Raw genomic sequence first — 24,780 nt, 5'->3', positions numbered from 1 at the left:
CGAAGCGTGACAGTGCGGTGTCCCGGGGACCTGCGCGACCGCTAGTCTTAGATGGTGACTGAGCTATCTGCAAAACCCGCCTTTTCGCTGTCCAGCACCGCCCAGAGCGGAGCAGCCGACTATCCCGGACTTGATAACTGGCGGGACCTCCCCATTTCCCAGCAGCCCAGCTGGCAGGACCGTGACGTGTTCGACGCCTCGGTGAAGGAACTCTCCGTCCTTCCCCCGCTGGTTTTCGCGGGCGAAGTGGATGTCCTCCGCGAGCGGCTGGCCGCTGCTGCCCAGGGCAAGGCCTTCCTGCTGCAGGGCGGTGACTGCGCCGAGACCTTCGAGGCTGCCACGGCAGACAAGATCAGCGCCCGGGTCAAGACCATTCTCCAGATGGCCGTGGTGCTGACGTACGGTGCCGCCATGCCCGTCATCAAGATGGGCCGCATGGCCGGGCAGTTTGCCAAGCCCCGTTCATCCAATGACGAAACCCGCGGCGGCATCACCCTGCCCGCCTACCGGGGCGACATTGTGAACGGTTACGAGTTCACTCCACAGTCCCGGGGCCATGATGCCTCCCGGATGCTCCGCGCCTACCACACGTCCGCTTCCACGCTGAACCTGATCCGTGCCTTCACGCAGGGAGGGTTTGCGGACCTGCGTTCGGTGCACCAGTGGAACAAGGGCTTCACCGAGAACCCGGCACACGCACGCTACGAGTCCCTGGCCCGCGACATCGACCGCGCCATCAAGTTCATGGCCTCCTGCGGCGCCGACTTCGAAGCACTGAAGCGCGTCGAATTCTTTGCCAGCCACGAAGCGTTGCTGCTGGACTATGAGCGGGCGCTGACCCGGATCGATTCACGCACCGGATTCCCGTACGACACCTCCGCCCACTTCCTCTGGATCGGCGAGCGGACCCGCGAACTGGACCACGCGCACGTTGACTTCCTCTCACGGGTGCGGAACCCCATCGGCGTGAAGCTGGGCCCGTCCACCACAGGCGATGACGCCCTTCGCCTGATCGACAAGCTGGATCCGGAGCGCGAGCCCGGCCGGCTGACGTTCATCACCCGCATGGGGGCCGGCAATATCCGCGAGAAGCTGCCTGCCGTCGTCGAAAAAGTCACCGCGTCCGGCGCTCAGGTGCTGTGGGTCACGGACCCCATGCACGGGAACACCGTTACGTCCCCCAACGGCTACAAGACCCGCAATTTCGACGACGTCATTGACGAAGTGCGCGGCTTCTTCGAGGTGCACCACGCGCTGGGGACCGTTCCTGGCGGCCTGCACGTGGAAATGACCGGCGACGACGTCGCAGAGTGCCTCGGCGGCGCCGATCCCGTGGACCAGGACGCATTCCTGGACCGTTACGAGTCGGTCTGCGACCCGCGCCTGAACCACATGCAGTCCCTCGAGATGGCCTTCCTGGTAGCCGGCGCCCTGGCAAAGCACTAGGCGCCGCACACTCATGACCCGATAGTGGTGTGGCCGGCAGGTCCGGCTACACCACCGTCAGGGTGATGACCGATCCCTCCGGAACCTCTTTGTTGACCGGGTCCTGATCCCTGACGGTTCCGAAGAAGCCGCCGAGGATATTGTTCACCTTCACGTCGAAGCCGAGCTGGCGCAGTGCCTGTTCGGCTTCTTTGGCCTGCTTGCCGATGTAGCTGGGGACTTCCACCATCCGGGGGCCCTTGGAGATGGTCAGGGTCACGGTTCCGCCGCGGGTAAGCGTTCCCTCCGCCGGCGCCTGGCTGACCACAGCGCCCTTGGGAATGTCCCGGCTGAAGACTTCCTCGCCGGCCACATCTGCCCGGAGACCGGCTGCCGTGATGGCATCAACGGCGTCGTCCTGGTCCTGGCCCACCACCACTGGCACCGGGATAGGCTCGGGCCCCTTGGAAACCACCAGGCTGACAGGCGTACCGCGGCGGACATCCGTCCCTGCAGCGGGGTCCTGCGACAGGACCGTGCCCGCGGGTGCCTGCTCGTCGAACTGCTCCGTCACGGGCCCCAGTGCCATGTCCGCCGCGTTGAGGCCGTTCTTGGCTTCCTCAAGGGTGCCGCCGGCCAGAACGGGCAGCGGAAAAAGCTGGGGCCCCTTGGAAACATAGAGGGCCACGGGCTGGAACTTGCGGATTTCCGCGCCCTCGGCCGGCTCGCTGCCCACCACGAGGCCCGAAGGCACGTCGTCGTCGAACACGTCCCTGGTGGTGGACCGGAAGCCGGCGTCGCTGAGCAGCTGCTGCGCCTGCGCTACGGTCTTGTTGGCGACGGAAGGGATGGACGCGGCTGCGCCGGGGCCCATCCCGAAAAACCAGCCGGCGCCTGTCGCCAGGAGGGCAGCCACCACGAGGATTATCACCCACAGGACGCCGCGGCGCCGGGGATTCCCTTCCCGGAGCGTCCGTGCGGGGGTGGCGGCGGCACGCGCCCGTGCCTTCTCGTCCTCCCTGTCGGCCTTGCGCTGGGCGCGTTTGCCCAGCACCGGAGGAGGCGGCGCCCACGCCTGGTCGTCGTCAGGTGGTGACAGAGTGCGCCTGGCAGCACCGGCAGCAGGACCTGAAGGCTGCATGGCGGCCCGGGACTGGCCCGGCGAGGGCTGGTAGGCGGGCCCAGGCGTCTGTCCGTAAGGCATCACCGTGGTGGGATTGTTGGTGCGGCCGATGATCTCGGTGGGATGCTGGACATGCCCGGTGTTGTTGGACCCGACAGGCTCACGGGATGGCGGAGGCCCCGGGGGCGGGGAAGGAATCCGGACCGGGGCATCCTGTTGGGGCGCGGTCACGGTGCCGCCGGCGGCAGCCGCCGGCGGACGCAGGTCCAGTTCAGCATCTGTGAGATTGGTCCGGATGTGCCGCAGTTCCTGGAGCAGGGCGTTCCCGTCCACTGGCCGGTTCTCGGGGTCGTTGGCAGTGCACCACTGCACGAGTTCGTCCACTTCGGCGGCCAGGCCCGGGACCAGGGCCGACGGCGGTCCGACCGTCCCGTTGACGTGCTGGTACGCCACCTGGATAGGGACTTCGCCGTCGAACGGCTGCTGTCCGGTAAGCATCTCGTACAGCATGATGCCGAGGGAGTAGATGTCGCTGCGCGCGTCAGCCGGCCTGCCCAGGACAAGTTCAGGGGAAAGGTACGCCACCGTTCCAATCAGGGCGCCGGTGCTGGTGGCGGTGGTGACAGCACGGGCCAGGCCGAAATCCCCGATCTTGATCCGTCCGTCGTCCGAGATCAGCACATTTTCTGGCTTGACGTCACGGTGGATGAAACCGGCGGTATGCGCTGCACCGAGCCCCTCAACAACCGGGTCGATCAGTGCCAGTGCCAGGCGGGGCGGGAGTGCGCCCTTTTGGTTTATAAGGTCACGCAGCGTGTGGCCTTTGATGTATTCCATGACCAGGTAGGCCGTGCGGCCGTCGTTCCCTTGGTCGAGGACCCCCACCACATGGGGATGGGACAACCTGGCAGCCGCCTTCGCCTCGCGGCCGAGCCTGTCCAGGAAGTTGTCATCAGCGGAGAGGTGGGGGTGCAGCACCTTCAGCGCCACGTCCCGCTCCAGCCGCTGGTCCGTGGCAAGGTAAACCGTGGACATGCCGCCACGCGCGAGCTTGGACCGCACGGCGTACCGGTTGTCCACCAGCGTTCCTACAAGAGGGTCTGACACGTGTTCCTGCACCCTACGATCCTAATCCCCGCAACGGAACGGGCCCGAACCTTTACCGGTCCGGACCCGTTCAAACTTTCCCGTCCCCGCGGTGCGCGGGAGGCAGCAGCAGCTCAGCCGAAGTTTTTCTGGTGTGCCTTGATGGCCGCCACATAGGCTTTGGTGTCGTCGTACATGCCGTACTTGCTGACAGAATACTGGCCCTGGTAGTAGCCGGCGATGGCCGTGTCCCTGTCCTTGCTGGTGGCCAGGAGCTGGCGGATGATTGCTACCCCGGCCGTGGCGTTGTCATAGGGGTCCAGCAGGTTCAGCTTGCGTCCCACCAGGTCCGAAGCCCACTGGCCGGAGGTGGGGATGACCTGCATGGTACCTATGGCGTTGGCGGGGGAAACTGCCCGCTGGTCAAACCCGGATTCCTGGTGCGCGAAGGCGAGGGCCAAGGAGGGTTCCACGCCCATCCTGCGCGCGGTATCTGCCACGATGTTCCGCATTTCAGCTCGGGAGGGCACCGGGGAGGCGTTCAGCAACGCTTTGTTCTCGTTGGCGGAGCTGACCACTGCGGCAGGGTAGCTGAAGCCCAGGAATGAGCTCGGGACCAGGGGCGTGACCGAGGCTGCCGGCTGCGGAGCGGCAGGCTGTCCGTTGGCGCCGGGGATGGCCAGCTTGTTGCCCGGGTAGATGACACTGGTCATGCCCAGGCGGTTGGCGGACAGCAGCTCGGAAAGCTTGACGCCGTGCCGGGACGCGATCGCAGAGAGCGTGTCGCCGGCTTTGACGGTGTACGAGCCGGAGGCCGGGGCCGCAGGCGCGGCGGGAGCCGATGTCGAGGCCAGCCCGCCCGGAACAGGAGCGGCGGCGGGCGCGGGAGCCGCACCACCGGCCCCGACCTTGATCTTCTGCCCCGGGTAGATAACGGAGCGCATGTTGAGGTTGTTCCACGAGAACACATCCGCCAGGCCCACGTTGTGCCGGGCAGCGATGGCACCCAGCGTGTCACCGGGCTTCACCGTATAGGTGGCGCCGCCTGCGGGTGCGGCTGCAGGTGCGGCCGGGGCGGGCGCGGCGGAGGGCGCTGCAGGTGCGGCGGCCGAGCCGGAAAGCTTGATCTTCTGGCCGGGATAGATGATTGTGTTCGCCTGAAGGTTGTTCAGCTTCAGGACCTCAGCAGTGTTAAGTCCGAATTTTCCCGCAATGGCACTGATGGTGTCGCCACGGGCAATCGTGTACTCTGCCGGGGCCGAAGGCTGGGCCGGCTTAAAAGCGGAGGGGATTGCCGTCGACACCGACGCCGCGGGAATAACCGTTGCGGTGGCCGTCGCGGCCTGGGCTTTCATGGCCGCTGCAAGCGTCCCCGGAATGGCGCGGACAGGCTGCTCGGCAGCGGCTGGCTGGGCCAGCGCCAAGGATGACAATACGACCGCTGGCAGCGCTGCCGTCGTCGCGGCGAGCATAGGCAGGCTCGGCTTGGGGGGCTGCTTGTGCGAGCGGGACATCGTCATGGAAAGAATCCTCTTCTCAACTGCGGGCGCGGGCGGGGATGCCGCTGATTCCGATACTACTGTTACTGCTGTTAATACTGTTACAAATGTGGTCAATGAGAATCTCTCACGGATTGTGGATTAGCACAAGAATTCCGGTAACAGCTGCAAGGAAGAATTTTGGGAGTGTCCGCGGGTCAATGCGTTCCGCCGAATGCATCAACTAGGCGGCAAGGCGCACGCCGTGGCAACCTTGATCCGTGAGCAATGTAGAAAACCTTGTGGGCGAATGGTTGCCCCTGCCCGACGTCGCCCGTTTATTGGATGTTTCCATCACCAAGGTGCACAGCCTGCTGGATGAACGTGCCCTGGCCGCGCTGCGGGTCGGTGAACGGAGAATCAGGTCGGTGCCGGCAGAATTTATTCAGGACGGCCAGGTGGTGGACAGCCTGAAGGGAACCATCGTTGTCCTGTCTGACGCAGGGTACTCCGACGAGGACCTGATCGTCTGGCTCTTTACCCCGGACGACTCACTGCGCGGACGGCCCATCGACGCCCTGCGTGAGGGCCGGAAAACAGAAATACGGCGCAGGGCCCAGACCCTCGCCTGGTAGTTTCCCGGCCCGGCACGTCGCCTGGCTTGCCGTTAATCGCACGTCGCCTGGCTTGCCTTAAACCGCTAGGAGGCGCGGCTGACGGTCGCTTCAGCCAGCCGCCGAAGGGCAGTCTTGGGCAACTCCACGAGGGGGAGTGCCTCCAGGGCCTCGAAGGCGGCGGCGCCAAATTCATTGATGAGGACCTCGGTGGCCGCCAGTGCCCCGGACTCCTCAATAATCCGCCGGATCTCGTCGACGTCGTCCTCCGAGAGGTCCGGGCTCCCGAGCCTGGAGTCGATGAAGGCCGCCTCTTCAGCCGTTGCCTGGTCCATGGCCAGGGCAACCAGCACAGTGCGTTTCCCTTCCCTCAGGTCGTCGCCCGCCGGCTTGCCGGTTGTCAGCGGATCGCCGAAGACACCGAGCACGTCATCCCGGAGCTGGAACGCTTCCCCCAGGGGCAGCGCAAATGCCGAGTAGCCGCGGAGCAGGTCATCCGAGGCTCCCGCGAGTGCGCCTCCCAGCGCCAGCGGATGTTCGGTGGAGTACTTGGCAGATTTGAAGCGGATGATGGACTGGGCCCGCGACACGGCGCCGGCGCGGTCCCTGGCCGGCCCGGCAACCTCTTCCAGGATGTCCAGGTACTGGCCTGCCATGACTTCGGCCCGCATGAGGTTGAAGATCAGCCTTGCCCTGCTGCCGGCTGCTGCCCGCTCGCCAATATCCGTGAAGGCCTCCTCGCTGAAGGAGAGGCAGAGGTCTCCCGCCAGAATGGCGGCTGCCTGCCCGAAGCGTTCGCTGTCCAGCGCCCAGCCCTGTGAGCCGTGCAGCTCGCTGAACCGGCGGTGGACGCTTGGTCCGCCCCGCCTGGTGTCAGACCGGTCGATGATGTCGTCGTGGATCAGCGCAGCGGCCTGGAACAACTCAAGGGCTGCGCCTGCCGTTACTACCTGCTGGGCCGCAGGTTCTCCACCGGCACCCCGCCAGCCCCAGTAGCACATCAACGCGCGCAGGCGCTTGCCGCCGGTCACCAGGTTGGAGATTGACCCCATGATCGGATCAATGTCCGGCGAAATGGCAGACATGACTGATTGCCGCGAGGCCAGGAACCCGGTGAGTTCGCCGGCCACCGCCGCCACGAAGTCGGCCTGTTCATGCCTGAGCTGTTCGGCCGACGTCACTTGGCTGACTCAGCTGGCACGTTGGCGCCGATGGTAAAGGTGGAAACTCCAGCTGCTTCAACTACCGAGATATTGACGGTCTCGCTGTCCCCCCGGAGAAAGTCCCTGGAAGCCACTGCCCCCACGGCTTCGCCGGGTACGGCCTTGAAACCCTGGCCTTCAAGCGCCTTAGCGTAGAAATCGAGGACTGCGGCGGTGGGGGCCGCCACGGTACCCACCAGTGCGGCGGTGGCGGGGGCCGACGCTTTATCGAAACTGCTCGATACCACTGTGGCCCCCGGCATGAGGGGCAGGAGCTGCTGCGGGAAGCCGTCCACCAGCGCGCCGACGGTGGCGGAGGTATTGGGCGAAGCGGAAGGGCTGGGGGAAGCCGTGACGGTGGACGCGGCAGTTGCCGGCGCCGATGCGGAGGCGGAAGGATCCGGGCTTGCTGACGGAGTTGGACTGCAGGCTGCAAGTGCCATCGCTGCGCCGGCAGCTAGAACTGCAGCGCCTGCTGGCTTGAGGTTTCCAAAGACCGTCACAGGGACTTTCCTCCTGGTGTTGATGCCGGATTCAGCCTTCAGTTTAGTCAGTACAAAACGGCTAGGATTGCAGCCGTGGGGCCCGAAGGTATGAACCAGCCACCCGGAGCGGTGCTTCCGGGACGTCGGCGCACGTGCATCATGCACGTGGACATGGATGCCTTTTACGTCTCGGTCGAGCTGCGGACGCGCCCTGAACTCCGCGGCAAGCCAGTCATTGTTGGCTTCCCCGGGGACCGTTCCGTGGTCCTCTCTGCCTCCTACGAAGCCCGTGCGTTCGGTGTGAAATCGGCCATGCCTATGGCCGTGGCGTCCCGGATGTGCCCGCAGGCGGTCATCATCGAACCGCGACACAAGCTCTACTACGAGGTGTCCGCCCAGCTGATGGCGATTTTTGGGTCAGTCACCGAACTCGTTGAACCGCTCAGCGTCGATGAGGCGTTCCTCGACGTCACAGGCGCCATACGCCGGCTGGGGGCACCGCGCGGCATCGGAGAGATGATCCGGCGCAAGGTAGCTTCGGAGCTGGGCATCACTGCATCCGTGGGGATAGCGGAATCAAAGTTCGTGGCGAAGATCGCGTCAACCCGCTGCAAGCCTGACGGACTCCTCATGATTGGTCCCGACGAAACGGTGCCCTACCTCCACAGCCTGCCGGTTGGTGCCCTGTGGGGCGTAGGCGCCAAGACCTCGGATGTCCTGGCAAGGATGGGCATCAGGACGGTTGCGGACGTGGCAGCAACGCCGGTGTCCACCCTTAAGAGGATGCTGGGTGCTGCGGGTGAGCACGTTTATCAGCTGTCGTGGGGTATTGACCACCGGGCGGTGACTCCGGTCCGGCTGGAGAAGAGCATCGGTGCCGAAGAGACCTTTGCGGTCGACACAGGCGACGACGCCCTGCTCCACCGTGAAATCCTGCGGCTGTCCCACCGGACGGCTTCGCGCCTGCGGAGTTCCGGGATGGTGGCACGGACAATTGCCCTGAAGCTGCGGTTCGCCGATTTCTCCACCATCACCCGCAGCCGGACGGTCCAAACGCCGGTGGACAGTGCCCAGCTGATCTATTCCGTGGCGCTCCAGCTACTGGAATCGGTGGGGGACAGGACCATGACGGTGCGGCTCGTGGGCGTGCGTGCCGAACAGCTGGAGGAAGCCGCCCGCACCTCGCTGCAGCTGAGCATCGACCGGCGGGACGACAACTGGCGTGCGGCCGAACAGGCCCTCGACGAAGTGGCTCGCAAATTCGGCAGCAAATCTGTCCTCCCGGCCCGCTTGATGGAGCCGGGAACCGGCCCTGAATAATGGGCCGGTTGCGGCAGCCGGGGGTCCCGGATAAGTCATTGCCGTCTTTCAGAACAGCCCTCAACAAACTATCCTTAGATATACATAGTTTTTGAGTGACTGGACTTACTGCCGGACCCTCTTGGACATGCTCCCGCTCCTGCGACGGCGTGCCTGGTTACCGACTTTTTGCCATTGTGGGCAGGGCGGGAACCTCTTAGGCACAACAGCCGTTAACGGTGCAGAAGTAGTGGCTGGGATCAGCCCGGACGTTGGCCTACAAAAGGAGGTCGTGATGCCGCTGTCGGAGCACGAACAGAAGCTGCTTGAGCAGCTGGAGAAGCAGCTTCACGAGGACGACCCGAAGTTCGCAAATTCCATGGGGTCAGACCCAGGGCGTTCATGGTCCACGAGGCACGTGGTGATTGGCGTCCTCTGCGCCCTGGCTGGCGTCTTCCTGTTGCTCGTGGGCGTCACTCTCCAAAATATCTTTGTTGGAGTACTGGGCTTCATAGTGATGGGCGGCGGCGTCTACTTCGCCACCATGCGCAGCAGTGCGGCCGCGAAGCCAGGATCCAAGGCCGGCAGCCGAAAGCCCGGCAAGCAGAAAAACTCCTTCATGAGCAGCCTCGAGGAGCGCTGGGACGAAAGGCGCAGGGGCGAACCCTAAACCTCCGGGCGCTGCCCATGACGGCACCTCCACTTCCCTCCCCCCTCGTGGGGTAAACGCGAAAAGACCCGCCTTTGGGCGGGTCTTTTCACGTTTAAGCACGCCGCTGGCGAAACGTCCCTCCCTTGCCGGAGCCTGGCCGGACGTGGCCACGCGTTTAGTCCTTTGGAAGTGACTCTGTCCGGACCCGGGGAACCGCCCGGCGGCAAAATTCCTCCACTTTCCACCACCGCGGTGAAATCCGCGCCAATTCAGCCTCCTTTTCCCACAAAGTGGAGGCCAGGGCGCCCTGTTTGCGTTGACTGTGGGGGAAAGTGGAGTAATGTGGAGGACATAAGAGGGTAGTTGCAACATAGGGGATGTGCAGTTCCTGACATCGGACAGGCGGTGGGCCAGTGTTTCTTGGCACTCACTCGCCGCGTCTTGATGAAAAGGGGCGGATTATCCTCCCCGCCAAGTTCCGTGAGGAACTTGCCAGCGGGCTGGTGCTCACAAGGGGCCAGGAACGTTGCATCTACGTCTTCAGCGAGAAGGAATTTGCGCGGGTCCACGAGCAAATGCGGGATGCGCCAATCTCCTCGAAACAGGCGCGGGACTACATCCGCGTCTTTCTCTCTGGAGCCTCGGACGAGGTACCTGACAAGCAGGGGCGCATAACTATTCCACCGGCGCTCCGGGAGTATGCAGGCCTCGGCAGGGAGCTCGCCGTCATCGGCGCCGGTTCCCGCGCCGAGATCTGGGATGCCCAGGCCTGGACTGAATACCTCGCGGAGAAGGAGACGGCCTTCTCCGAGACTGATGACCCCATTCCGGGCATTCTCTGACCGGGGGGACAACAGGCAGTTTCTTGGATGAGATCTCCAGCCGCCCATCGGCTGGCCATCCTGGCTCACTTCCCCGGAGCCAGGCTGGCGGACGATAGGCGCGGATGGGGATCTGGTCCCAGAAGCACCACAGGCAACACCTACGGCGAGAAAGGACGAGGCATGAACGAACACCCGAAGCCCACGTCCGAACGCCATGTGCCGGTCCTTCGGGACCGGTGCATCAATTTGTTGGCACCTGGTTTCGAGGCCGCAAGGCTGCGCGGGGAAACCCCGGTAGCCGTTGACGCGACCCTGGGCATGGGCGGCCACTCCGAGGCCATGATGCAGCGTTTTCCCGACTTGCACCTCATTGGCATCGACCGCGATGAAGAAGCCCTGGCCCTTGCCGGCGAGCGGCTGGCCCCGTTCGCCGCCCGCACGGACCTGGTGCATGCCGTCTATGACGAGATCCAGGACGTCCTGGCTGACCTTGGCGTTTCCGAGGTCCACGGGATCCTGATGGACCTCGGTGTCTCCTCCCTCCAGCTTGATGAACGCGAACGCGGCTTCGCCTACTCCTTCGACGCCCCGCTGGACATGCGGATGGACACCAGCCGCGGCCAGACGGCGGCGGACGTCGTGAACAACTACTCCGAAGAGGAACTCGTCAGGATCATCCGCAAGTGGGGCGAGGAAAAGTTCGCGGGCCGGATCGCCAACAGGATTGTTGCAGCCCGGGCCACCAAGCCCTTCGCAACAACCGGGGAACTTGTGGAACAGATCCGCTCGGTGGTGCCGGCGTCCGCAGCGAAATCCGGCGGACACCCAGCCAAGCGGACCTTCCAGGCTCTCCGGATCGAGGTCAACGAAGAACTCGACGTCCTGGAGCGTGCTGTTCCGGCCGCCGTCGACTCCCTGGCCATGGGTGGGCGGATCGTTGTCATGTCCTACCACTCGCTGGAGGACAAAATCGTCAAGGGCGTCCTGCAGGCACGTTCCAGATCCTCGGCTCCGCTCGGATTCCCGGTGGAACTGGAAGAACATAAGGCCGAACTGAAAACCCTTACCAAAGGCACCGAGGTGCCCACCGCCGTCGAAATCGCCGAAAACCCGCGTGCTGCCTCCGCAAGACTGCGCGCGGCGGAACGAATCAGAGCCAGGAGAGCTGCATGAGCACCGCTGCCGTCAAGGACTTTCCCGTCGCTTCAGGCAGTTCGGCGGCCGGCAGGAATCTTCCCGTCCGTACCTCCGGTGACGGACGGAAGGCCCGCACTCCGCTGTCTGTGGTGCGCACCGTACCCCGCAAGCGCCGGGCACCCTTCGTGGTGCTGTGCTTCGCCATGCTTGCCCTGGCGCTGATTGCCGTGCTGGTACTGAACATCTCGGTATCCACCTCCCAGTACCAGCTGGTGGAGCTTCGGGCCAAGCAGAGTACCCTGACCAAGCAGAACCAGGACCTCACCCAGCAGGTACAGAACTTCGAAGCACCCCAGAACCTGGCCGCGAAAGCCACGGAACTGGGGATGGTTGCCTCCACGGTAAAAGGCCAGATCGATCTGTCAACCCTTTCTGTCACTGGTAAGGCGACGCCCGCGGTCAAGGGCGGTGCTGAAGGGGCGGTCATTCCCGCGCCCGCCGTGGCCGGGCAGCTGATCGTGGTGCCGCCGGCAAGCAAAGGTGAACCGCTGGCAAGCCGCAAGCCGGCAGAATCGGCTGCTCCCGCATCGCAGGGTGGTGAAACAACGGATGCTGCGGCGTCCGGCGCGGCAACGCCAGGTCCTGCGGCCCCCGCAGCCGGTGATCCAGCTGCTGCTGCCGCGGCTGCAGCAGCACCGGCCGCGGCTGCCGTTGAACTCCACGGGGGCTCCGTCCCCGCGCCGGAACAGAAGGTGCCCGGACAGTAATACGGCAGGTCTGGCAGGCAGCAGGGTCGAACAGCAAGGAAATTAACGGTGGCGCAGAGGACCGGCAAGGCAAACAACGGCAGGGTTCCCAACGCCACCAAGCGCCTGCGCCTGGGCCTTGGCATCATGCTGACGCTCCTGCTGGTGGTGGGCGGAAAACTTTTCCTGGTCCAGGGGCTCGACGTGGGGGGAATGGCCGAGGCCGCCCTGAACAGCCGGATGCAGCAAACCGTCCTCCCGGCGGAACGCGGAAGCATCCTGGACTCACGGGGTACTGTGCTCGCCAACAGCGTGATCCGCTACAACGTGGTGGTGGACCAGCGGGTGAACACCAAAACGGAGACATTCAAGCGCCTGGACGACGCCAAGGAGAAGCTGGTGGACGTCAGCCGGGAGCAGGGGCTGACGGAACTTGCGGCTGCCCTCGGCATGGAAAAGGACGCGATCCGCGAGGCCGTCACCGGGCAGCAGCCCTATTACATTGTGGCCAAGGACGTGAAGCCGGACGTTGAGGACCGCATCTCGCAGCTCCAGATTCCCGGCATTGTGACCGAGGGCGTCAGCAAACGTGTCTACCCGAACGGATCCGTTGCCGGCGGCATCATCGGTTTCCTCCAGGACGGCACCACCGGCCAGGCGGGGATCGAGCAGACCCAGGATGATCTCCTGAAAGGTGCTGACGGCAAGAGGCTCTTCGAGATCGGTGCGGACGGCCTGCGCATCCCCGTGGGCGTCGATGAACTGACTCCGCCGGAGGACGGCAAGGACGTCAAGCTCACCATCAACTCGGACCTTCAGTATTTCGCGCAGCAGGCCATCCAAAGCCAGACGGAGAAACTGAACGCCGAGTGGGGCTCCATCATTGTGATGGATGCCAAGACCGGTGACCTGGTGGCCATGGCGGACACCAACGCGCCGGACCCGAACGACCCTGGCAGGGTGGCTGCGCAGGACCGCGGTGTCCGCTCCGTCACCGCGGCCTACGAGCCCGGCTCGGTGCAGAAGATGATGACCGTGGCCGCGCTGATCGAAGAGGGCAAGGCGGGCCCGCTCGATGAATTCACCCTGGACCCGACCTACACGGTCAACGGCCAGACCTTCAGCGACTCCTTTGCGCACGGCACGGAAGAGCGGACGCTCGCCGGTATTCTGGGCTACTCGATGAACACCGGAACCGTCATGGCCGGTCAGCGGCTGAGCAAGGAACAGCGCTACGACTGGCTGAAGAAGTTTGGCATCGGCGAAGCCCCGGACATTGGCCTGCCTGCCACGGCCTCCGGGATACTGACACCCTGGCAGCAGTGGGACGGCCGCCAGGAATTCACGGTCCTGTTCGGCCAGGGCGTCTCCCAGTCCACCCTGCAGACCGTGCGGGCATTCCAGTCCATCGCCAATAACGGCGTGATGCTGCAGCCGCGCCTCATCGACTCTTACGTTTCCGCAGATGGAACCGAGGAAAAGGTTGCGCCCGCGGAACCACGCAAGATCGTGTCGGAGGACACCGCCCAGCAGGTGCAGGACATCCTGGAGAGCGCGGTGACCGAGGGCCAGATCAAGGACGCCGGCATCGACGGTTACCGGGTGGGGGCAAAAACCGGCACGTCCGAGTCCCCGTGCGACGACGGCAAGTCCGGCTTCTGCGGCTACACCGCCTCGATCGTGGGCATGGCCCCGATGGATGATCCGCGGTTTATTGTTGAGGTGGTACTCCAGCGGCCCAAGGGCAGCATCTACGGGATTACCAACGGGCCGGTCTTCCGGTCGGTTTTGAGCCAGGCACTGCGGACCTACAACGTCCAGCCGTCCACGGGTGAACCGGCCCGGCTGCCCCAGTTCGCCAAGTAATACCCCGGCAGCAGCCGCAGCAGCCCGCCTGCTTCGGCTGATCCACGCCGGGCACGGTCCACTAGCACCATCGGAGATCCCTTGTCAGAGTTCAACGCGTCCGATCAGCGCCCTGCCCCGCAGGAAGCGGCTCCACAGGGAGCGGCCCCGCAGGGACCGGACAGCCAGGCACGCTTCCGCCCCTCAGCTGTGGAGGCGGTCCGGCTGGAAAGCATTGGTGACGCAGTCGGCGTCGTCATTCCGGGAGCCTCGGCGGATGTGGCGGTGACCGGCATCTCGCTGAACTCCCGCACAGTGGAACCGGGTGACCTGTACGTGGCCCTGCCCGGTGCCGTCCGGCACGGCGCAGACTTCGCCGCCCAAGCCGTTGAAGCGGGAGCCGCGGCTGTCTTGACGGACGACGCCGGTGCGCGCCTCCTGGCACTGTCCTCCGAGACGCCGGTACCTGTGCTGGTGGTTGATGCGCCGCGGAACGTGGTGGGCCCGCTCTCCGCCATGATCTACCGCAGCGGGCAGGACACTGCCCCGCAGCTGTTCGGTGTGACGGGCACCAACGGCAAGACCACCACCACGTACTTCATCACCTCGCTGCTGCGCTCCCTTGGCAAAAGGACCGGCCTGATCGGGACCATAGAGATCCTGGCCGGCGGGGACCCCATTCCCAGCCTCCTCACCACACCGGAGTCCCCGGAGGTCCACGGGCTCCTGGCGCTCATGCGTGAAAAGGAACTCGACGCCGCCGCCATGGAGGTCTCCTCCCACGCCATCTCCTACCAGCGGGTGGACGGAGTGCTGTTCGACGTGGCCGGCTTCACCAACCTCACCCAGGACCACCTGGACCTGCACCACACCATGGAGGACTATTTCGCCACCAAGGCGGAGCTTTTCACGCCTGCACGGGCGCGGAGGGCCGTGGTAACGGTCGACGACGAATGGGGCCGCCGCCTTGCCGGCAGCGCCGGGGTGCCGGTCACCACCCTCAGCACCTCAAGGGCCAACCCCGCCGACTGGACCGTGACGGAAACCATGCCCCGGGGGCTGGGCACGCAGTTCACGCTCAGCGGACCCGGCGGCACCGTCCTGACAATCCACACGGGGCTTCCCGGAAGCTTTAACGTGGCCAACGCAGCCCTGGCGGTGGTGATGGTGCTCGCCGCCGGCGTGGACGCCGCAACGCTGCAGGCTGCGCTCGACGCAGGCGACCCCTTTACGGTGGCCGTGCCGGGACGGATGCAGCTGGTATCCGAACAGCCCGCCGCCGTCGTGGATTTTGCCCATAACACCGACGCTCTGGCCCGGGCGCTGGAAGCTGTCCGGTCACCGGAAGCGGACTCCCGCCTGATCGTTGTGTTCGGTGCGACAGGCCAGCGTGACCAGGGCAAACGGCCGGCCATGGGCGCCATCGCCGCACGGCTGGCGGACACCGTGATCATCACCGATGACGACCCCCACGACGAGGACGCGGCCGCCATCCGCGCCGATGTCCTAGCCGGGGCCCGGGAGGCCCAGGAGCGGGAAAAGCTGCCCTGTACCGTGCTGGAGGTTTTCCCCCGGGACACAGCCATCCAGCGCGCCGTGGAACTCGCCCGGCCGCATGACACCATCCTGGTGGCCGGCCGCGGCCACGAGGTGTGGCAGGAAGTGAAGGGCGTCAACCTTGCGCTCGACGACAGGGTGGAGCTGCGCAGCGCCTTGACAGCCAGGGGATTCAACGTTCTCCAAGACGACCGGATAGAGTCCTAGACCGAGATGATTGCATTTACTGCGGCGGAAATCGCCGATATCACCAAGGGGCGCCTGGACGCCGATCCTGGAATCACCCCTCTTTCGGTGGTCACGGATTCCCGCGAAGCCACGCCTGGGTCGCTCTACGTAGCGAAACCTGGGGAGTACGCCGATGGCCACGACTTCACAGCCGCCGCCTTCGCAGCCGGCGCCACCCTTGCGCTCGTGGAACGCCCCGTGGCCGGCCCCGACGGTGCTCCCTACCCTTCCATCGTTGTTCCTGATGCCGTGCTCGCCATGGGCGCACTCGCTGCGGAGGCCGTCCGCAGGATCCGCGCCGCACGTGCTGCGGCAAACGGCGAACTGACAGTCGTCGGCATCACCGGCTCGGCAGGGAAGACCACCACCAAGGACCTGCTCGCAGGCATTCTCTCCCTTCACGGCAATACCGTGGCGCCGAGGGGTTCCTACAACGGCGAGATCGGGGTGCCCCTCACGGTCTTCACCGCCGGAACGGATACCCGGTACCTGGTTATTGAGATGGGCGCCACAGGAGTTGGCCACATCAGCTACCTCGCAGACATGGTCAAGCCGGATATCGGCGTGGTACTTGGAGTGGGAACTGCACACGCCGGCGAATTCGGGGGAGTGGACAACATCGCCCTGGCCAAGGGCGAACTGGTGGAAGCCCTTGCAGCCTCCGGAACCGCCGTCATTAACCTCGACGACGACCGGGTGGCGGCCATGCGCGCACGCACCTCAGCGTCCGTCGTCGGATTCTCCGCCGAAGGGCGGCCCGACGCCGCCGTGCAGGCACTCAATGCGGACACCAACACTGACGGCAACCCGGAATTCGACCTCCTCCTCCCCGGAGAAGACACGCCTCACCATGTCATAAGCCGGCTGATCGGCGCCCACCACACCGGCAACCTGCTGGCGGCGGCAGCAGCGGCCCGGGCCGCAGGAATCTCCGGCGCAGACATCGCCGCCGCCCTCAGCAGCCAGGCGGCCGCCAGCCGGTGGCGCATGGAGCGCACCGAGCGGCCGGACGGCGTGACCATCATCAACGACGCCTACAACGCCAACCCCGAATCCATGCGCGCCGCGCTGCGCACACTCGCCGACCTGGGGCAGGGCAGGCGCACCTGGGCAGTCCTGGGCGCCATGCTGGAGCTCGGCGAGGATTCCATCCGCGAGCACACAGCCGTGGGCACCCAGGTGGTGCGGCTCAATATTTCCCGGCTGGTGGTGGTGGGCAGGGAAGCCCGCGCACTCTACGTATCCGCAGTCCAGGAGGGCTCCTGGGGGGACGAATGCGTCTTCGCCGAGACCGCCGACGAAGCCTACGAACTGCTCAACGCCGAACTCGAACCCGGCGACCTGGTGCTCTTCAAATCGTCCAACAGCGTTGGACTTCGCCACTTGGGCGATCAGATAGCATTACCCCCACAAACCCCGCAACCCGCCGATGAAAGGAGCACTCTGCTGTGATTGCACTTTTGATCGGCGCCGGACTGGCCCTGTTGTTTGCGCTGGTGGGCACCCCGCTCTTCATCCGGCTCCTGGTGCGCCGCGGCTACGGACAGTTCATCCGCGACGACGGGCCCACCTCCCACCACACCAAACGCGGAACGCCCACCATGGGCGGGACCGTGGTGGTGGCTGCCGTCCTGCTGAGCTACGGCCTGACCCACCTCATCATGCTGATGGTCAACCCGGCTTCCCCGGGCCCCTCCGCGTCCGCCCTCATCCTGCTCTTCCTGATGGTGGGCATGGGACTTGTGGGGTTCCTGGACGATTTCATCAAGATTTCGCGGCAGCGCAGCCTTGGGCTCGACGCCAAGGCCAAGCTGATCCTGCAAGCCGCCGTCGGCATCATCTTCGCCGTGCTGGCCCTGAACTTCCCCGACGAGGACGGCCTCACGCCGGCGTCCACCAAGATTTCCCTGGTGCGCGACCTGCCGTGGCTGGACCTTGCCTTCGGCGGAACTGTGCTGGGGGCCATCCTCTTCGTTGTCTGGTCCAACCTGATCGTTACCGCTGCAACCAACGGCGTGAACCTCACCGACGGCCTCGACGGGCTGGCGGCAGGGGCCTCGGTCATGGTGTTCGGCGCCTACACGCTCATGGGCATCTGGCAGAGCAACCAGGCCTGCGGCTCGCCCCGCGAGGCGGGCAGCGGCTGCTACTCGGTCCGGGACCCCCTGGACCTCGCCCTGCTGGCAGCGATCATGAGCGCGGCCCTGGTGGGCTTCCTCTGGTGGAACACCTCTCCGGCCAAGATCTTCATGGGCGACACCGGCTCGCTGGCCATCGGTGGCGCCATCGCGGGATTCGCCATCCTGTCCAGGACCGAGCTGCTGCTGGGCATCATCGGCGGGCTGTTCGTCCTGATCACACTGTCCGTCATCATCCAGGTGGGCTACTTCAAAGCCACCGGAGGTAAACGTGTTTTCAAAATGGCGCCTTTGCAGCACCACTTTGAACTTCAGGGGTGGGCCGAGGTGACCGTGGTGGTCCGGTTCTGGATCCTCGGTGGACTCTTCGTCGCCGTGGGCCTGGGAATCTTCTACGCTGAATGGGTCGTGCTGCTGTGACCGTTTCCCCCCGCCTCCATAACCTAGTGAGCTGGGACTCCGACTGGTCCGGACTCCGGGTGGTCGTCACCGGCATTGGGGTCTCAGGTTTCGCCGCTGCGGACACCCTGATCGAACTCGGCGCCCGCGTGGTGGTGGTGGATGCCGCCACCAGCGACAAGGCCAAAGCCCACGCCGACACCCTGAAAATTGTCGGCGCTGCGGACGTCCTGCTCGGGGAGGACGCAGTCACCCGCATTCCCAGGATCGACGGCGAGCTGCCGGAACTGATTGTCACGTCGCCGGGCTGGCGTCCGGACCAGGCCCTGCTGGCCGCAGCCGCACGGGCCCACATCCCGGTATGGGGGGACGTTGAACTGGCCTGGCGCGTGCGCGTGCGGGAAGGCCGCAAGACCGCGGACTGGCTCGCCATAACGGGAACCAACGGAAAAACCACCACGGTAGGGCTCACCGAATCAATGCTGCGCGCGGCCGGGCTGAAAGCCATTGCCGTGGGAAACGTGGGTACGCCCATCCTGGATGCGCTCCGGGATCCGGTGGAGTACGACGTCCTGGCCGTGGAGCTTTCGAGTTTCCAGCTGCACTGGTCCGAGTCACTCTCGCCGGTGGCCAGCGTTTGCCTCAACGTTGCCGAGGACCACGTCGACTGGCACGGATCCTACGATTCATACCTGGCGGACAAGGCCAAGGTCTACGAACGCACCCAAAAGGCCTGCCTCTACAACGCGGAGCAGATCGAAACAGAACGCATGGTGGAAAACGCCGACGTGGTGGAAGGATGCCGCGCCGTTGGTTTCACCACCGTCACCCCTGCCGTCAGCATGCTCGGTGTGGTGGAAGGGCTCCTGGTGGACCGGGCGTTCATCGAAGAGCGCCGGGACAGCGCAGCGGAGCTCGCCTCGATGACCGACCTTGGTGCACTGGCGCCGCGGCACATGGTGGCCAACGCCCTGGCGGCAGCAGGACTGGTGCGCGCCTACGGCATCGAGCCCAAGGGGGTCCGGCAGGGAATCCAGGACTACGTGCCGGGGGACCACCGCATCCAGCCGGTAGCACGCCACAACGGCGTCCTGTGGATTAATGACTCCAAAGCCACCAACCCGCACGCAGCATCGGCCTCCCTGGCCGCCTTCAGCAACGTCATCTGGATCGCCGGAGGCCTCTCCAAGGGCGTGACCTATGACGACCTGGTGCGGGAACACGCCCCCCGGCTCAAGGCCGTGGTGCTCATCGGAGCGGATTCCTCGGCACTGGCGGACGCCCTCCGGCGACACGCGCCCGATGTCCCCGTGATCGGGACGGCCCCGGGTGAAACTGAACAGGTGCAGACTGCTGCAACAGACGGCACTGAGGCCGGTTCTCCCGACGCCGGGAGAACCGTCATGTCCCGTGCAGTTGCGTCAGCAGCCCAGCTGGCCGGGTCCGGCGATACTGTGCTGATGGCTCCGGCAGCTGCTTCCATGGATCAGTTCTCTTCCTACGCTCACCGTGGTGACACTTTCATCGAAGCTGTCCGCGAGCTGGTGGAAGGGCAGGCCCAGACCGGCGAGGAGTAACAATGGTCAGCACGCCCACACGCCCGCCAGCCCAGAAGCAGGCAGGCAAGCCGCGTCCCGGCTCCTCCGCATCACCGGTCCGGCCCCCGGCCGCTGCCGGCACCCGGCTGCGCGCCGCATACCGTAAGTTCTGGTCGGCGCTTGAGGGAACCGGAACGTCCAGGAACGGCTCCACCTACTACCTCATCCTGGGCTCCACCCTCGCACTGACGGCCATCGGCATCATGATGGTTCTCTCCGCCTCGAGCGTGGAGTCGATCGCCGCGGGCAAGTCCCCGTACGGCGATGCCCTGAAACAGGGCATGTTCGCCGCAATCGGCATCTTCACCATGTTCGTGCTGTCCCGCATCAACGTGGTGTGGCTCAAGCGGCTTGCCTGGCCCGCCATCATCGCCGCCGTCGTCCTCCTTGGCCTGGTCCAGCTGGTCGGCGCGGAAGTCAATGGCAACAAAAACTGGATCGACCTTGGCGGCATCACCTTCCAGCCGTCCGAAGCATCCAAGCTCGCACTCGCACTCTGGATGGCCACCGTCCTGGCCCGAAAGGGAAAGCTGCTCAGCCGGTGGCAGCACGTCGCGGTCCCTGCCGTCCCGATGGCCATCATTATCGTCGGCCTGGTCCTGGTGGGAAACGACCTCGGAACCGCCATGATCATCATGATGGTGACGGCTGCAGCACTGTTCTTCGCCGGGGCGCCGCTCTATCTCTTCGGCATTGCCGGCCTGGCCGCAGCCGCCGGAACGGCGCTCATGGCTGTCACCAGCTCCAACCGCATGTGCCGCATCACCTCATGGTGGACCGGGCAGTCCTGTGCCGATGGCATCGACGCCAACTACCAGGCCACGAACGGCCTTTACGGGCTCGCCTCCGGGGGATGGTTCGGCGTGGGGCTGGGACAAAGCCGGCAGAAGTACAGCTGGATCCCCGAAGCCCATAACGACTTCATCTTCGCCATCATCGGTGAGGAACTTGGACTGGTGGGGACCGTCGTCGTCCTGATCCTTTTCGCCATCCTGGGAACCGCAATCTACCGCGTGGTGGTGGCACAGGAGGACATGTTCCACCGTGTCCTCGCCGGCACCATCATGGTGTGGCTGCTGGGCCAGGCAACTGTGAACATGTCAGTGGTGACCGGCCTGATGCCCGTCATCGGCGTGCCGCTGCCCTTCATCTCCTACGGCGGCTCGGCACTGCTGATGTCGCTCTGCGCCATCGGGGTTGTGCTTTCGCTGGCCAGGGAACAGATGGCCCCGGCGATCCGGCCGAAACGGATGCTCAAGTTCAAGGCCAAGCCGGCGCGGAAAAACGCGGACCGGAAGAAAACTGCAAGAAAGCGTACCTAGCCCTCCATGACCACCAAAACCCCGTCCATCGTCCTGGCCGGCGGCGGCACTGCCGGACACATCAGCCCGCTGCTCGCCATCGCCGCGGCACTCCGGAATGCCTCCCCGGAAGCCGCCATCCTCGCCGTCGGCACGCCGTCCGGAATGGAAACCAGGCTGGTTCCCGCTGCAGGGGTTGAACTGGCCACCATCGACCGGGTGCCGTTCCCGCGGCGGCCTTCCACGGACTTGCTGCGCCTCCCGGCCAGGCTGGCCGGGGCGGTACGCCAGGCGGGAGCAATCCTGGACACAGCGGCCGCTGATGTCCTGGTGGGGGTTGGCGGCTATGTCTGCACGCCCATGTACCTGGCCGCGCGCAAACGCCGCATTCCGATCGTGATCCACGAGGCCAATGCCCGTCCCGGACTGGCGAACAGGGTGGGAGCCCTAATGACCGGCCGCGTCGCTGTAGCCTTCGCCAACACTCCGCTCCGCCACGCCAGGCACGTGGGCATGCCCATGCGCACCGAAATCTCGGGACTGGACAGGGCAGCCGCGCGCACCGCTGCACGCGCTGCCCTCGGCCTGGACCCGGTTCAGCCTGCGCTGATCGTCACCGGAGGATCCTCCGGCGCCCAGAGCATCAACCGCACCATTGCCGCCGCTGTTGAACGGTTGTCGGCGGCGGGTATCCAGACCCTGCACATCACCGGCCGCGGCAAGACCGTCATGGACAGCCAGGGCCGGCCGCTTGGCGCGAAGGACTACCGCCAGGTGGAGTACGTGGACGGCATGGAGCTTGCCTACGCTGCCGCGGATGTGCTGCTGGCCCGCTCGGGTGCGGCCACCGTCTGCGAGGTTGCCGCCGTCGGCGTCCCCGCCGTGCTGGTGCCGCTGCCCATCGGTAACGGCGAGCAGGCCTTGAACGCTGCGGGCCTGGTGGCTGCCGGCGGAGCCTTGCTGGTGAATGACCGCGACTTCACCCCCGAATGGGTGGACAGGGAGCTGATCCCGCTCGTCACAGACCAGCCGCGGCTTGATGCCATGGCCGGCAGTTCCTACCGGCTTGGCATCCGAAACGCAGATCAGCGCATGGCAGACCTTATCCTGGAAGCAGCAGCATCATGAACCACGGCACCGTACCCAGCCTCGAGTCGCTGGGCCGCGTCCACTTTGTGGGAATCGGAGGCGTCGGCATGTCCGCCGTTGCCAGGATCATGGTTGCCCGCGGCGTTCCGGTCAGCGGCTCCGACGCCAAGGACCTGCCGGTGATGGCCGACCTCGCCTCAGCCGGTGCCCGCATCGCGGTGGGATACGCCTCCGCCAACCTGGGCGATGCCCAGACAGTCGTGGCCGGATCCGCCATCCGCCCCGACAACCCGGAGCTTGTTGCCGCGAGGGAAGCAGGGCTGCCCGTGCTGCACCGGTCCGAGGCCCTGGCTGCCACAATGGGCGGCGACACGGTGGTCACGGTGGCGGGCACCCACGGCAAGTCCACCACCACGTCCATGGTCACGGTCCTGCTGCAGGGCGCAGGGCTGGACCCTTCATTCGCCATCGGCGCCAATGTTCCCGCGCTTGGCGTCAACGCAGCGCACGGGAGTTCCGGAATCTTCGTGGCCGAGGCTGACGAATCCGATGGCTCCTTCCTCAACTACCGGCCCGGGATCGCCGTGGTGACCAACGTTGAACCGGATCACCTTGACCACTACGGCACGGCTGAGGCTGTGTACGAGTCCTTTGACCGGTTCACTGCGCTGCTTCCAGCTGACGGCGTGCTGGTTGCCTGCGCGGACGACGCCGGCGCGCTGGCCCTCGCTGAAAGAACACGGACCAGGGGCAACACGCGCGTGGTGCTGTACGGAACCACCGAGGGGGCGGACCTCGTGCTGCACGACGGCGGTCCCGGCGACGTCGCAGTCTCCACGGCCTCCGGGCGTTTTCCGCTGGCCCTGCAGGTGCCCGGGCGGCACAACGCCCTGAACGCGGCGGCCGCGTTCGCCGTCGCGCTTGAACTTGGCGTTGACCCCGCAGCGGCCGCGGCCGCCCTGGCGCACTTCTCCGGCGCCTCCCGCCGCTTCGAGTTCAAAGGCGAGGCCCGCGGAGTCCGCGTGTTCGATGACTACGCCCACCACCCGACCGAAGTCCGGGCCGCCCTCGCCGCTGCCCGCTCGGTCGCCGGCGCGCACAAGGTGCACGTCCTCTTCCAGCCCCACCTGTTCTCCCGCACCCGCGAGTTCGCGAAGGAGTTCGCCGAGGCGCTCAACCTCGCCGACACCGCCCTGGTGCTGGATATCTATCCCGCCCGTGAGGATCCCATTCCGGGAGTGACCAGCCAGCTCATTGCCGACCACCTGGACAGCGGAGGACGCCTTGTGGCCGCCGGTGACGCCGTCTCAGCACTGAGGGCTGCCGCCGCGGCCGGTGACATTGTGCTGACGGCCGGCGCCGGCGATGTCACGGCGTACGGGCCGCAGATCGTCGAGGCCCTGCGTGGCTAGCACCCGCCGCCCCACGTACACCTCCACCGGCCGCTCGGCCCGCTCCGGCGGCACAGGCGGCAGCGATGGAAATGCCGGCAACGGCGGGCAGACCGGACCTGCCGCGGACGACGTCATTTCGGCCTCCCGGAGCGTTCCCGAGTCGGCGCCCGAAGGGGTCGGCAAGGGCAAGGAGCCGGAAAAACCGAAACGGGCCGGCATTCCCGGCCTGGGCAGGGGCAGGAAGGCGGAACAGCCTGCGGCAGCCGCGGAGAACGTGCTGGCTTTTCCCGAGCCCAAAGGGAAGCGCCGCAAGCGGAATATCCTCGCCGTAGCCGGAACGCTCATCGCCCTCGTGGCCGGCCTCCTGGCGGTGGCCACCTTCTCGCCCGTCCTGGCCGTTGACACCATCTCTGTTTCCGGGACGCGCCTGCTGACGCCTGCCCAGGTGGAAACCGCGCTGGAGCCTCTGCGGGGAAAGCCCCTGCCGCAAATCAGCGACGACGAGGTGGCGAGGCTGCTGGAGCCCCTGGTCCAGGTCAAGTCGGTCTCCGTGCAAGCCCGGCCGCCCTCAGGGCTGGCTGTGGCAGTCCGGGAACGGGTGCCGGTGGCACTGGTCAAGCAGGGGGAGCAGTACCAGCTCGTGGACGTCGAAGGCGTCCAGCTGGCGGCCACCGCCGATCCCGCGTCCGTCTCCCTGCCCGTCATTGACGGCGGGGCGGGAGCCATCGGACAGGATCTCTTCCGCGCGACGGCCGCCGTCCTGGGCGCCCTGCCCGCCGACGTCCTCGCCAGGCTTTCCAACGCCTCTGCGCAGTCGGTGGATGCGGTGGAACTCAAGCTCGTGGACGGCCAGACCATCATCTGGGGCAACGCGGGGGAGAAGGAGCTCAAGGCCAAAGTACTGGCTGCACTCCTGAAGGTTCCCGCCGATCCCAAGAACCCCGTCAAGGTTTATGACGTCAGCGTGCCCCGGCACCCGGTGACGCGCTGAAGGGTTTATTTCCGGTATTAATCCGACACGCGGAGCCGGTTATTGAATGTGGCAGGCAGAGGAAATACCGTCACAGACATGAGTTACTTGACATAACTATAACCTTCAACTCGAAGGTTAAGGTTACTGGCTTCAAGCTCTCCATCAGTTTTCGCAATAAGACACGAAC

Annotated in this window: 20 protein-coding genes; 16 read left to right on the top strand and 4 right to left on the bottom strand. The window is 65.6% G+C overall.

What is annotated here, in order from left to right; translation table 11 throughout:
• Positions 1–51: 51 nt before the first annotated feature.
• Positions 52–1,446 carry a class II 3-deoxy-7-phosphoheptulonate synthase gene (locus IEX33_RS17820; protein WP_188732254.1) on the top strand — a complete coding sequence of 465 codons (1,395 nt, stop codon included), beginning with the start codon at positions 52–54 and terminating at the stop codon, positions 1,444–1,446.
• Positions 1,447–1,492: 46 nt separating this feature from the next.
• On the opposite strand, the gene IEX33_RS17815 is transcribed toward IEX33_RS17820, so the two are convergent.
• Positions 1,493–3,667, bottom strand: a complete 2,175-nt coding sequence (locus IEX33_RS17815; RefSeq protein WP_188732253.1) for a protein kinase domain-containing protein — start codon at positions 3,665–3,667, stop codon at positions 1,493–1,495.
• 101 nt (positions 3,668–3,768) lie between these two features.
• On the bottom strand, positions 3,769–5,154 hold the full coding sequence (locus IEX33_RS17810; protein WP_188732252.1) for a lytic transglycosylase domain-containing protein: 1,386 nt from the start codon (positions 5,152–5,154) through the stop codon (positions 3,769–3,771).
• Positions 5,155–5,393: 239 nt separating this feature from the next.
• Here IEX33_RS17810 and IEX33_RS17805 point away from each other — a divergent pair, with 239 nt between their 5' ends.
• A complete protein-coding gene (locus IEX33_RS17805; RefSeq protein ID WP_188732251.1) occupies positions 5,394–5,747 on the top strand; it encodes an Rv2175c family DNA-binding protein in 354 nt (117 codons plus the stop codon).
• A 65-nt stretch (positions 5,748–5,812) separates the two neighbouring features.
• On the opposite strand, the gene IEX33_RS17800 is transcribed toward IEX33_RS17805, so the two are convergent.
• Both IEX33_RS17800 and IEX33_RS17795 read right to left on the bottom strand, forming a co-directional pair.
• Entirely contained in the window at positions 5,813–6,907 is a 1,095-nt protein-coding gene (locus tag IEX33_RS17800) for a polyprenyl synthetase family protein (RefSeq protein ID WP_188732250.1), read from the bottom strand.
• Positions 6,904–7,431 carry a hypothetical protein gene (locus IEX33_RS17795; RefSeq protein WP_188732249.1) on the bottom strand — a complete coding sequence of 176 codons (528 nt, stop codon included), beginning with the start codon at positions 7,429–7,431 and terminating at the stop codon, positions 6,904–6,906. The genes IEX33_RS17800 and IEX33_RS17795 overlap by 4 nt, the downstream gene beginning before the upstream one ends.
• A 90-nt stretch (positions 7,432–7,521) precedes the next feature.
• On the opposite strand from IEX33_RS17795, the gene dinB reads away from it, so the two are divergent.
• From dinB to IEX33_RS17725, 14 genes are all read left to right on the top strand, one after another.
• Entirely contained in the window at positions 7,522–8,733 is a 1,212-nt protein-coding gene (dinB, locus tag IEX33_RS17790; RefSeq protein ID WP_188732248.1) for a DNA polymerase IV, read from the top strand.
• A 274-nt stretch (positions 8,734–9,007) separates the two neighbouring features.
• Entirely contained in the window at positions 9,008–9,382 is a 375-nt protein-coding gene (locus tag IEX33_RS17785) for a DUF3040 domain-containing protein (RefSeq protein WP_104188817.1), read from the top strand.
• Positions 9,383–9,777: 395 nt separating this feature from the next.
• Positions 9,778–10,206 carry a division/cell wall cluster transcriptional repressor MraZ gene (gene mraZ / locus IEX33_RS17780; protein ID WP_104188709.1) on the top strand — a complete coding sequence of 143 codons (429 nt, stop codon included), beginning with the start codon at positions 9,778–9,780 and terminating at the stop codon, positions 10,204–10,206.
• Between the two features lie 162 nt (positions 10,207–10,368).
• Positions 10,369–11,361, top strand: a complete 993-nt coding sequence (rsmH, locus tag IEX33_RS17775) for a 16S rRNA (cytosine(1402)-N(4))-methyltransferase RsmH (protein WP_188732247.1) — start codon at positions 10,369–10,371, stop codon at positions 11,359–11,361.
• Positions 11,358–12,092: a hypothetical protein gene (locus IEX33_RS17770; RefSeq protein ID WP_188732246.1), complete on the top strand. Its 735-nt coding sequence runs from the start codon at positions 11,358–11,360 to the stop codon at positions 12,090–12,092. The genes rsmH and IEX33_RS17770 overlap by 4 nt, the downstream gene beginning before the upstream one ends.
• A 48-nt stretch (positions 12,093–12,140) precedes the next feature.
• The gene (locus IEX33_RS17765; protein WP_188732245.1) at positions 12,141–13,937 is read left to right on the top strand and encodes a peptidoglycan D,D-transpeptidase FtsI family protein; all 1,797 of its coding nucleotides are present in this window, start codon (positions 12,141–12,143) and stop codon (positions 13,935–13,937) included.
• Between the two features lie 81 nt (positions 13,938–14,018).
• Positions 14,019–15,680: a UDP-N-acetylmuramoyl-L-alanyl-D-glutamate--2,6-diaminopimelate ligase gene (locus tag IEX33_RS17760; protein WP_188732244.1), complete on the top strand. Its 1,662-nt coding sequence runs from the start codon at positions 14,019–14,021 to the stop codon at positions 15,678–15,680.
• A 6-nt stretch (positions 15,681–15,686) separates the two neighbouring features.
• Positions 15,687–17,153 carry a UDP-N-acetylmuramoyl-tripeptide--D-alanyl-D-alanine ligase gene (locus tag IEX33_RS17755; RefSeq protein ID WP_188732243.1) on the top strand — a complete coding sequence of 489 codons (1,467 nt, stop codon included), beginning with the start codon at positions 15,687–15,689 and terminating at the stop codon, positions 17,151–17,153.
• Positions 17,150–18,259 carry a phospho-N-acetylmuramoyl-pentapeptide-transferase gene (gene mraY, locus IEX33_RS17750; RefSeq protein WP_104188696.1) on the top strand — a complete coding sequence of 370 codons (1,110 nt, stop codon included), beginning with the start codon at positions 17,150–17,152 and terminating at the stop codon, positions 18,257–18,259. The genes IEX33_RS17755 and mraY overlap by 4 nt, the downstream gene beginning before the upstream one ends.
• A complete protein-coding gene (murD, locus tag IEX33_RS17745) occupies positions 18,241–19,815 on the top strand; it encodes a UDP-N-acetylmuramoyl-L-alanine--D-glutamate ligase (protein WP_188732242.1) in 1,575 nt (524 codons plus the stop codon). The genes mraY and murD overlap by 19 nt, the downstream gene beginning before the upstream one ends.
• A 2-nt stretch (positions 19,816–19,817) precedes the next feature.
• Positions 19,818–21,158 carry a putative lipid II flippase FtsW gene (gene ftsW, locus IEX33_RS17740; RefSeq protein WP_104188692.1) on the top strand — a complete coding sequence of 447 codons (1,341 nt, stop codon included), beginning with the start codon at positions 19,818–19,820 and terminating at the stop codon, positions 21,156–21,158.
• A gap of 6 nt (positions 21,159–21,164) precedes the next feature.
• On the top strand, positions 21,165–22,265 hold the full coding sequence (gene murG, locus IEX33_RS17735) for an undecaprenyldiphospho-muramoylpentapeptide beta-N-acetylglucosaminyltransferase (protein WP_188732241.1): 1,101 nt from the start codon (positions 21,165–21,167) through the stop codon (positions 22,263–22,265).
• Entirely contained in the window at positions 22,262–23,638 is a 1,377-nt protein-coding gene (murC, locus tag IEX33_RS17730; RefSeq protein ID WP_188732240.1) for a UDP-N-acetylmuramate--L-alanine ligase, read from the top strand. Before murG ends, murC begins: the two co-directional genes overlap by 4 nt.
• A complete protein-coding gene (locus IEX33_RS17725) occupies positions 23,631–24,611 on the top strand; it encodes a cell division protein FtsQ/DivIB (RefSeq protein WP_188732239.1) in 981 nt (326 codons plus the stop codon). Before murC ends, IEX33_RS17725 begins: the two co-directional genes overlap by 8 nt.
• Positions 24,612–24,780 lie beyond the last annotated feature (169 nt).

This window comes from Pseudarthrobacter scleromae (assembly GCF_014644515.1).
GTDB lineage: Bacteria > Actinomycetota > Actinomycetes > Actinomycetales > Micrococcaceae > Arthrobacter > Arthrobacter scleromae.
Note: the sequence above shows the minus strand (reverse complement) of the source record. Positions and strands in the feature narration are given on the sequence as shown.

Bases quoted from the DNA above. Each gene is read 5' to 3' on its own strand.
- IEX33_RS17820 (WP_188732254.1), top strand. From the start codon at position 52: ATGGTGACTGAGCTATCTGCAAAACCCGCCTTTTCGCTGTCCAGCACC.
- IEX33_RS17810 (WP_188732252.1), bottom strand. From the start codon at position 5,154: ATGACGATGTCCCGCTCGCACAAGCAGCCCCCCAAGCCGAGCCTGCCT.
- dinB (WP_188732248.1), top strand. From the start codon at position 7,522: ATGAACCAGCCACCCGGAGCGGTGCTTCCGGGACGTCGGCGCACGTGC.
- IEX33_RS17785 (WP_104188817.1), top strand. From the start codon at position 9,008: ATGCCGCTGTCGGAGCACGAACAGAAGCTGCTTGAGCAGCTGGAGAAG.
- rsmH (WP_188732247.1), top strand. From the start codon at position 10,369: ATGAACGAACACCCGAAGCCCACGTCCGAACGCCATGTGCCGGTCCTT.
- IEX33_RS17770 (WP_188732246.1), top strand. From the start codon at position 11,358: ATGAGCACCGCTGCCGTCAAGGACTTTCCCGTCGCTTCAGGCAGTTCG.
- IEX33_RS17755 (WP_188732243.1), top strand. From the start codon at position 15,687: ATGATTGCATTTACTGCGGCGGAAATCGCCGATATCACCAAGGGGCGC.
- murD (WP_188732242.1), top strand. From the start codon at position 18,241: ATGGGTCGTGCTGCTGTGACCGTTTCCCCCCGCCTCCATAACCTAGTG.
- ftsW (WP_104188692.1), top strand. From the start codon at position 19,818: ATGGTCAGCACGCCCACACGCCCGCCAGCCCAGAAGCAGGCAGGCAAG.
- murG (WP_188732241.1), top strand. From the start codon at position 21,165: ATGACCACCAAAACCCCGTCCATCGTCCTGGCCGGCGGCGGCACTGCC.
- murC (WP_188732240.1), top strand. From the start codon at position 22,262: ATGAACCACGGCACCGTACCCAGCCTCGAGTCGCTGGGCCGCGTCCAC.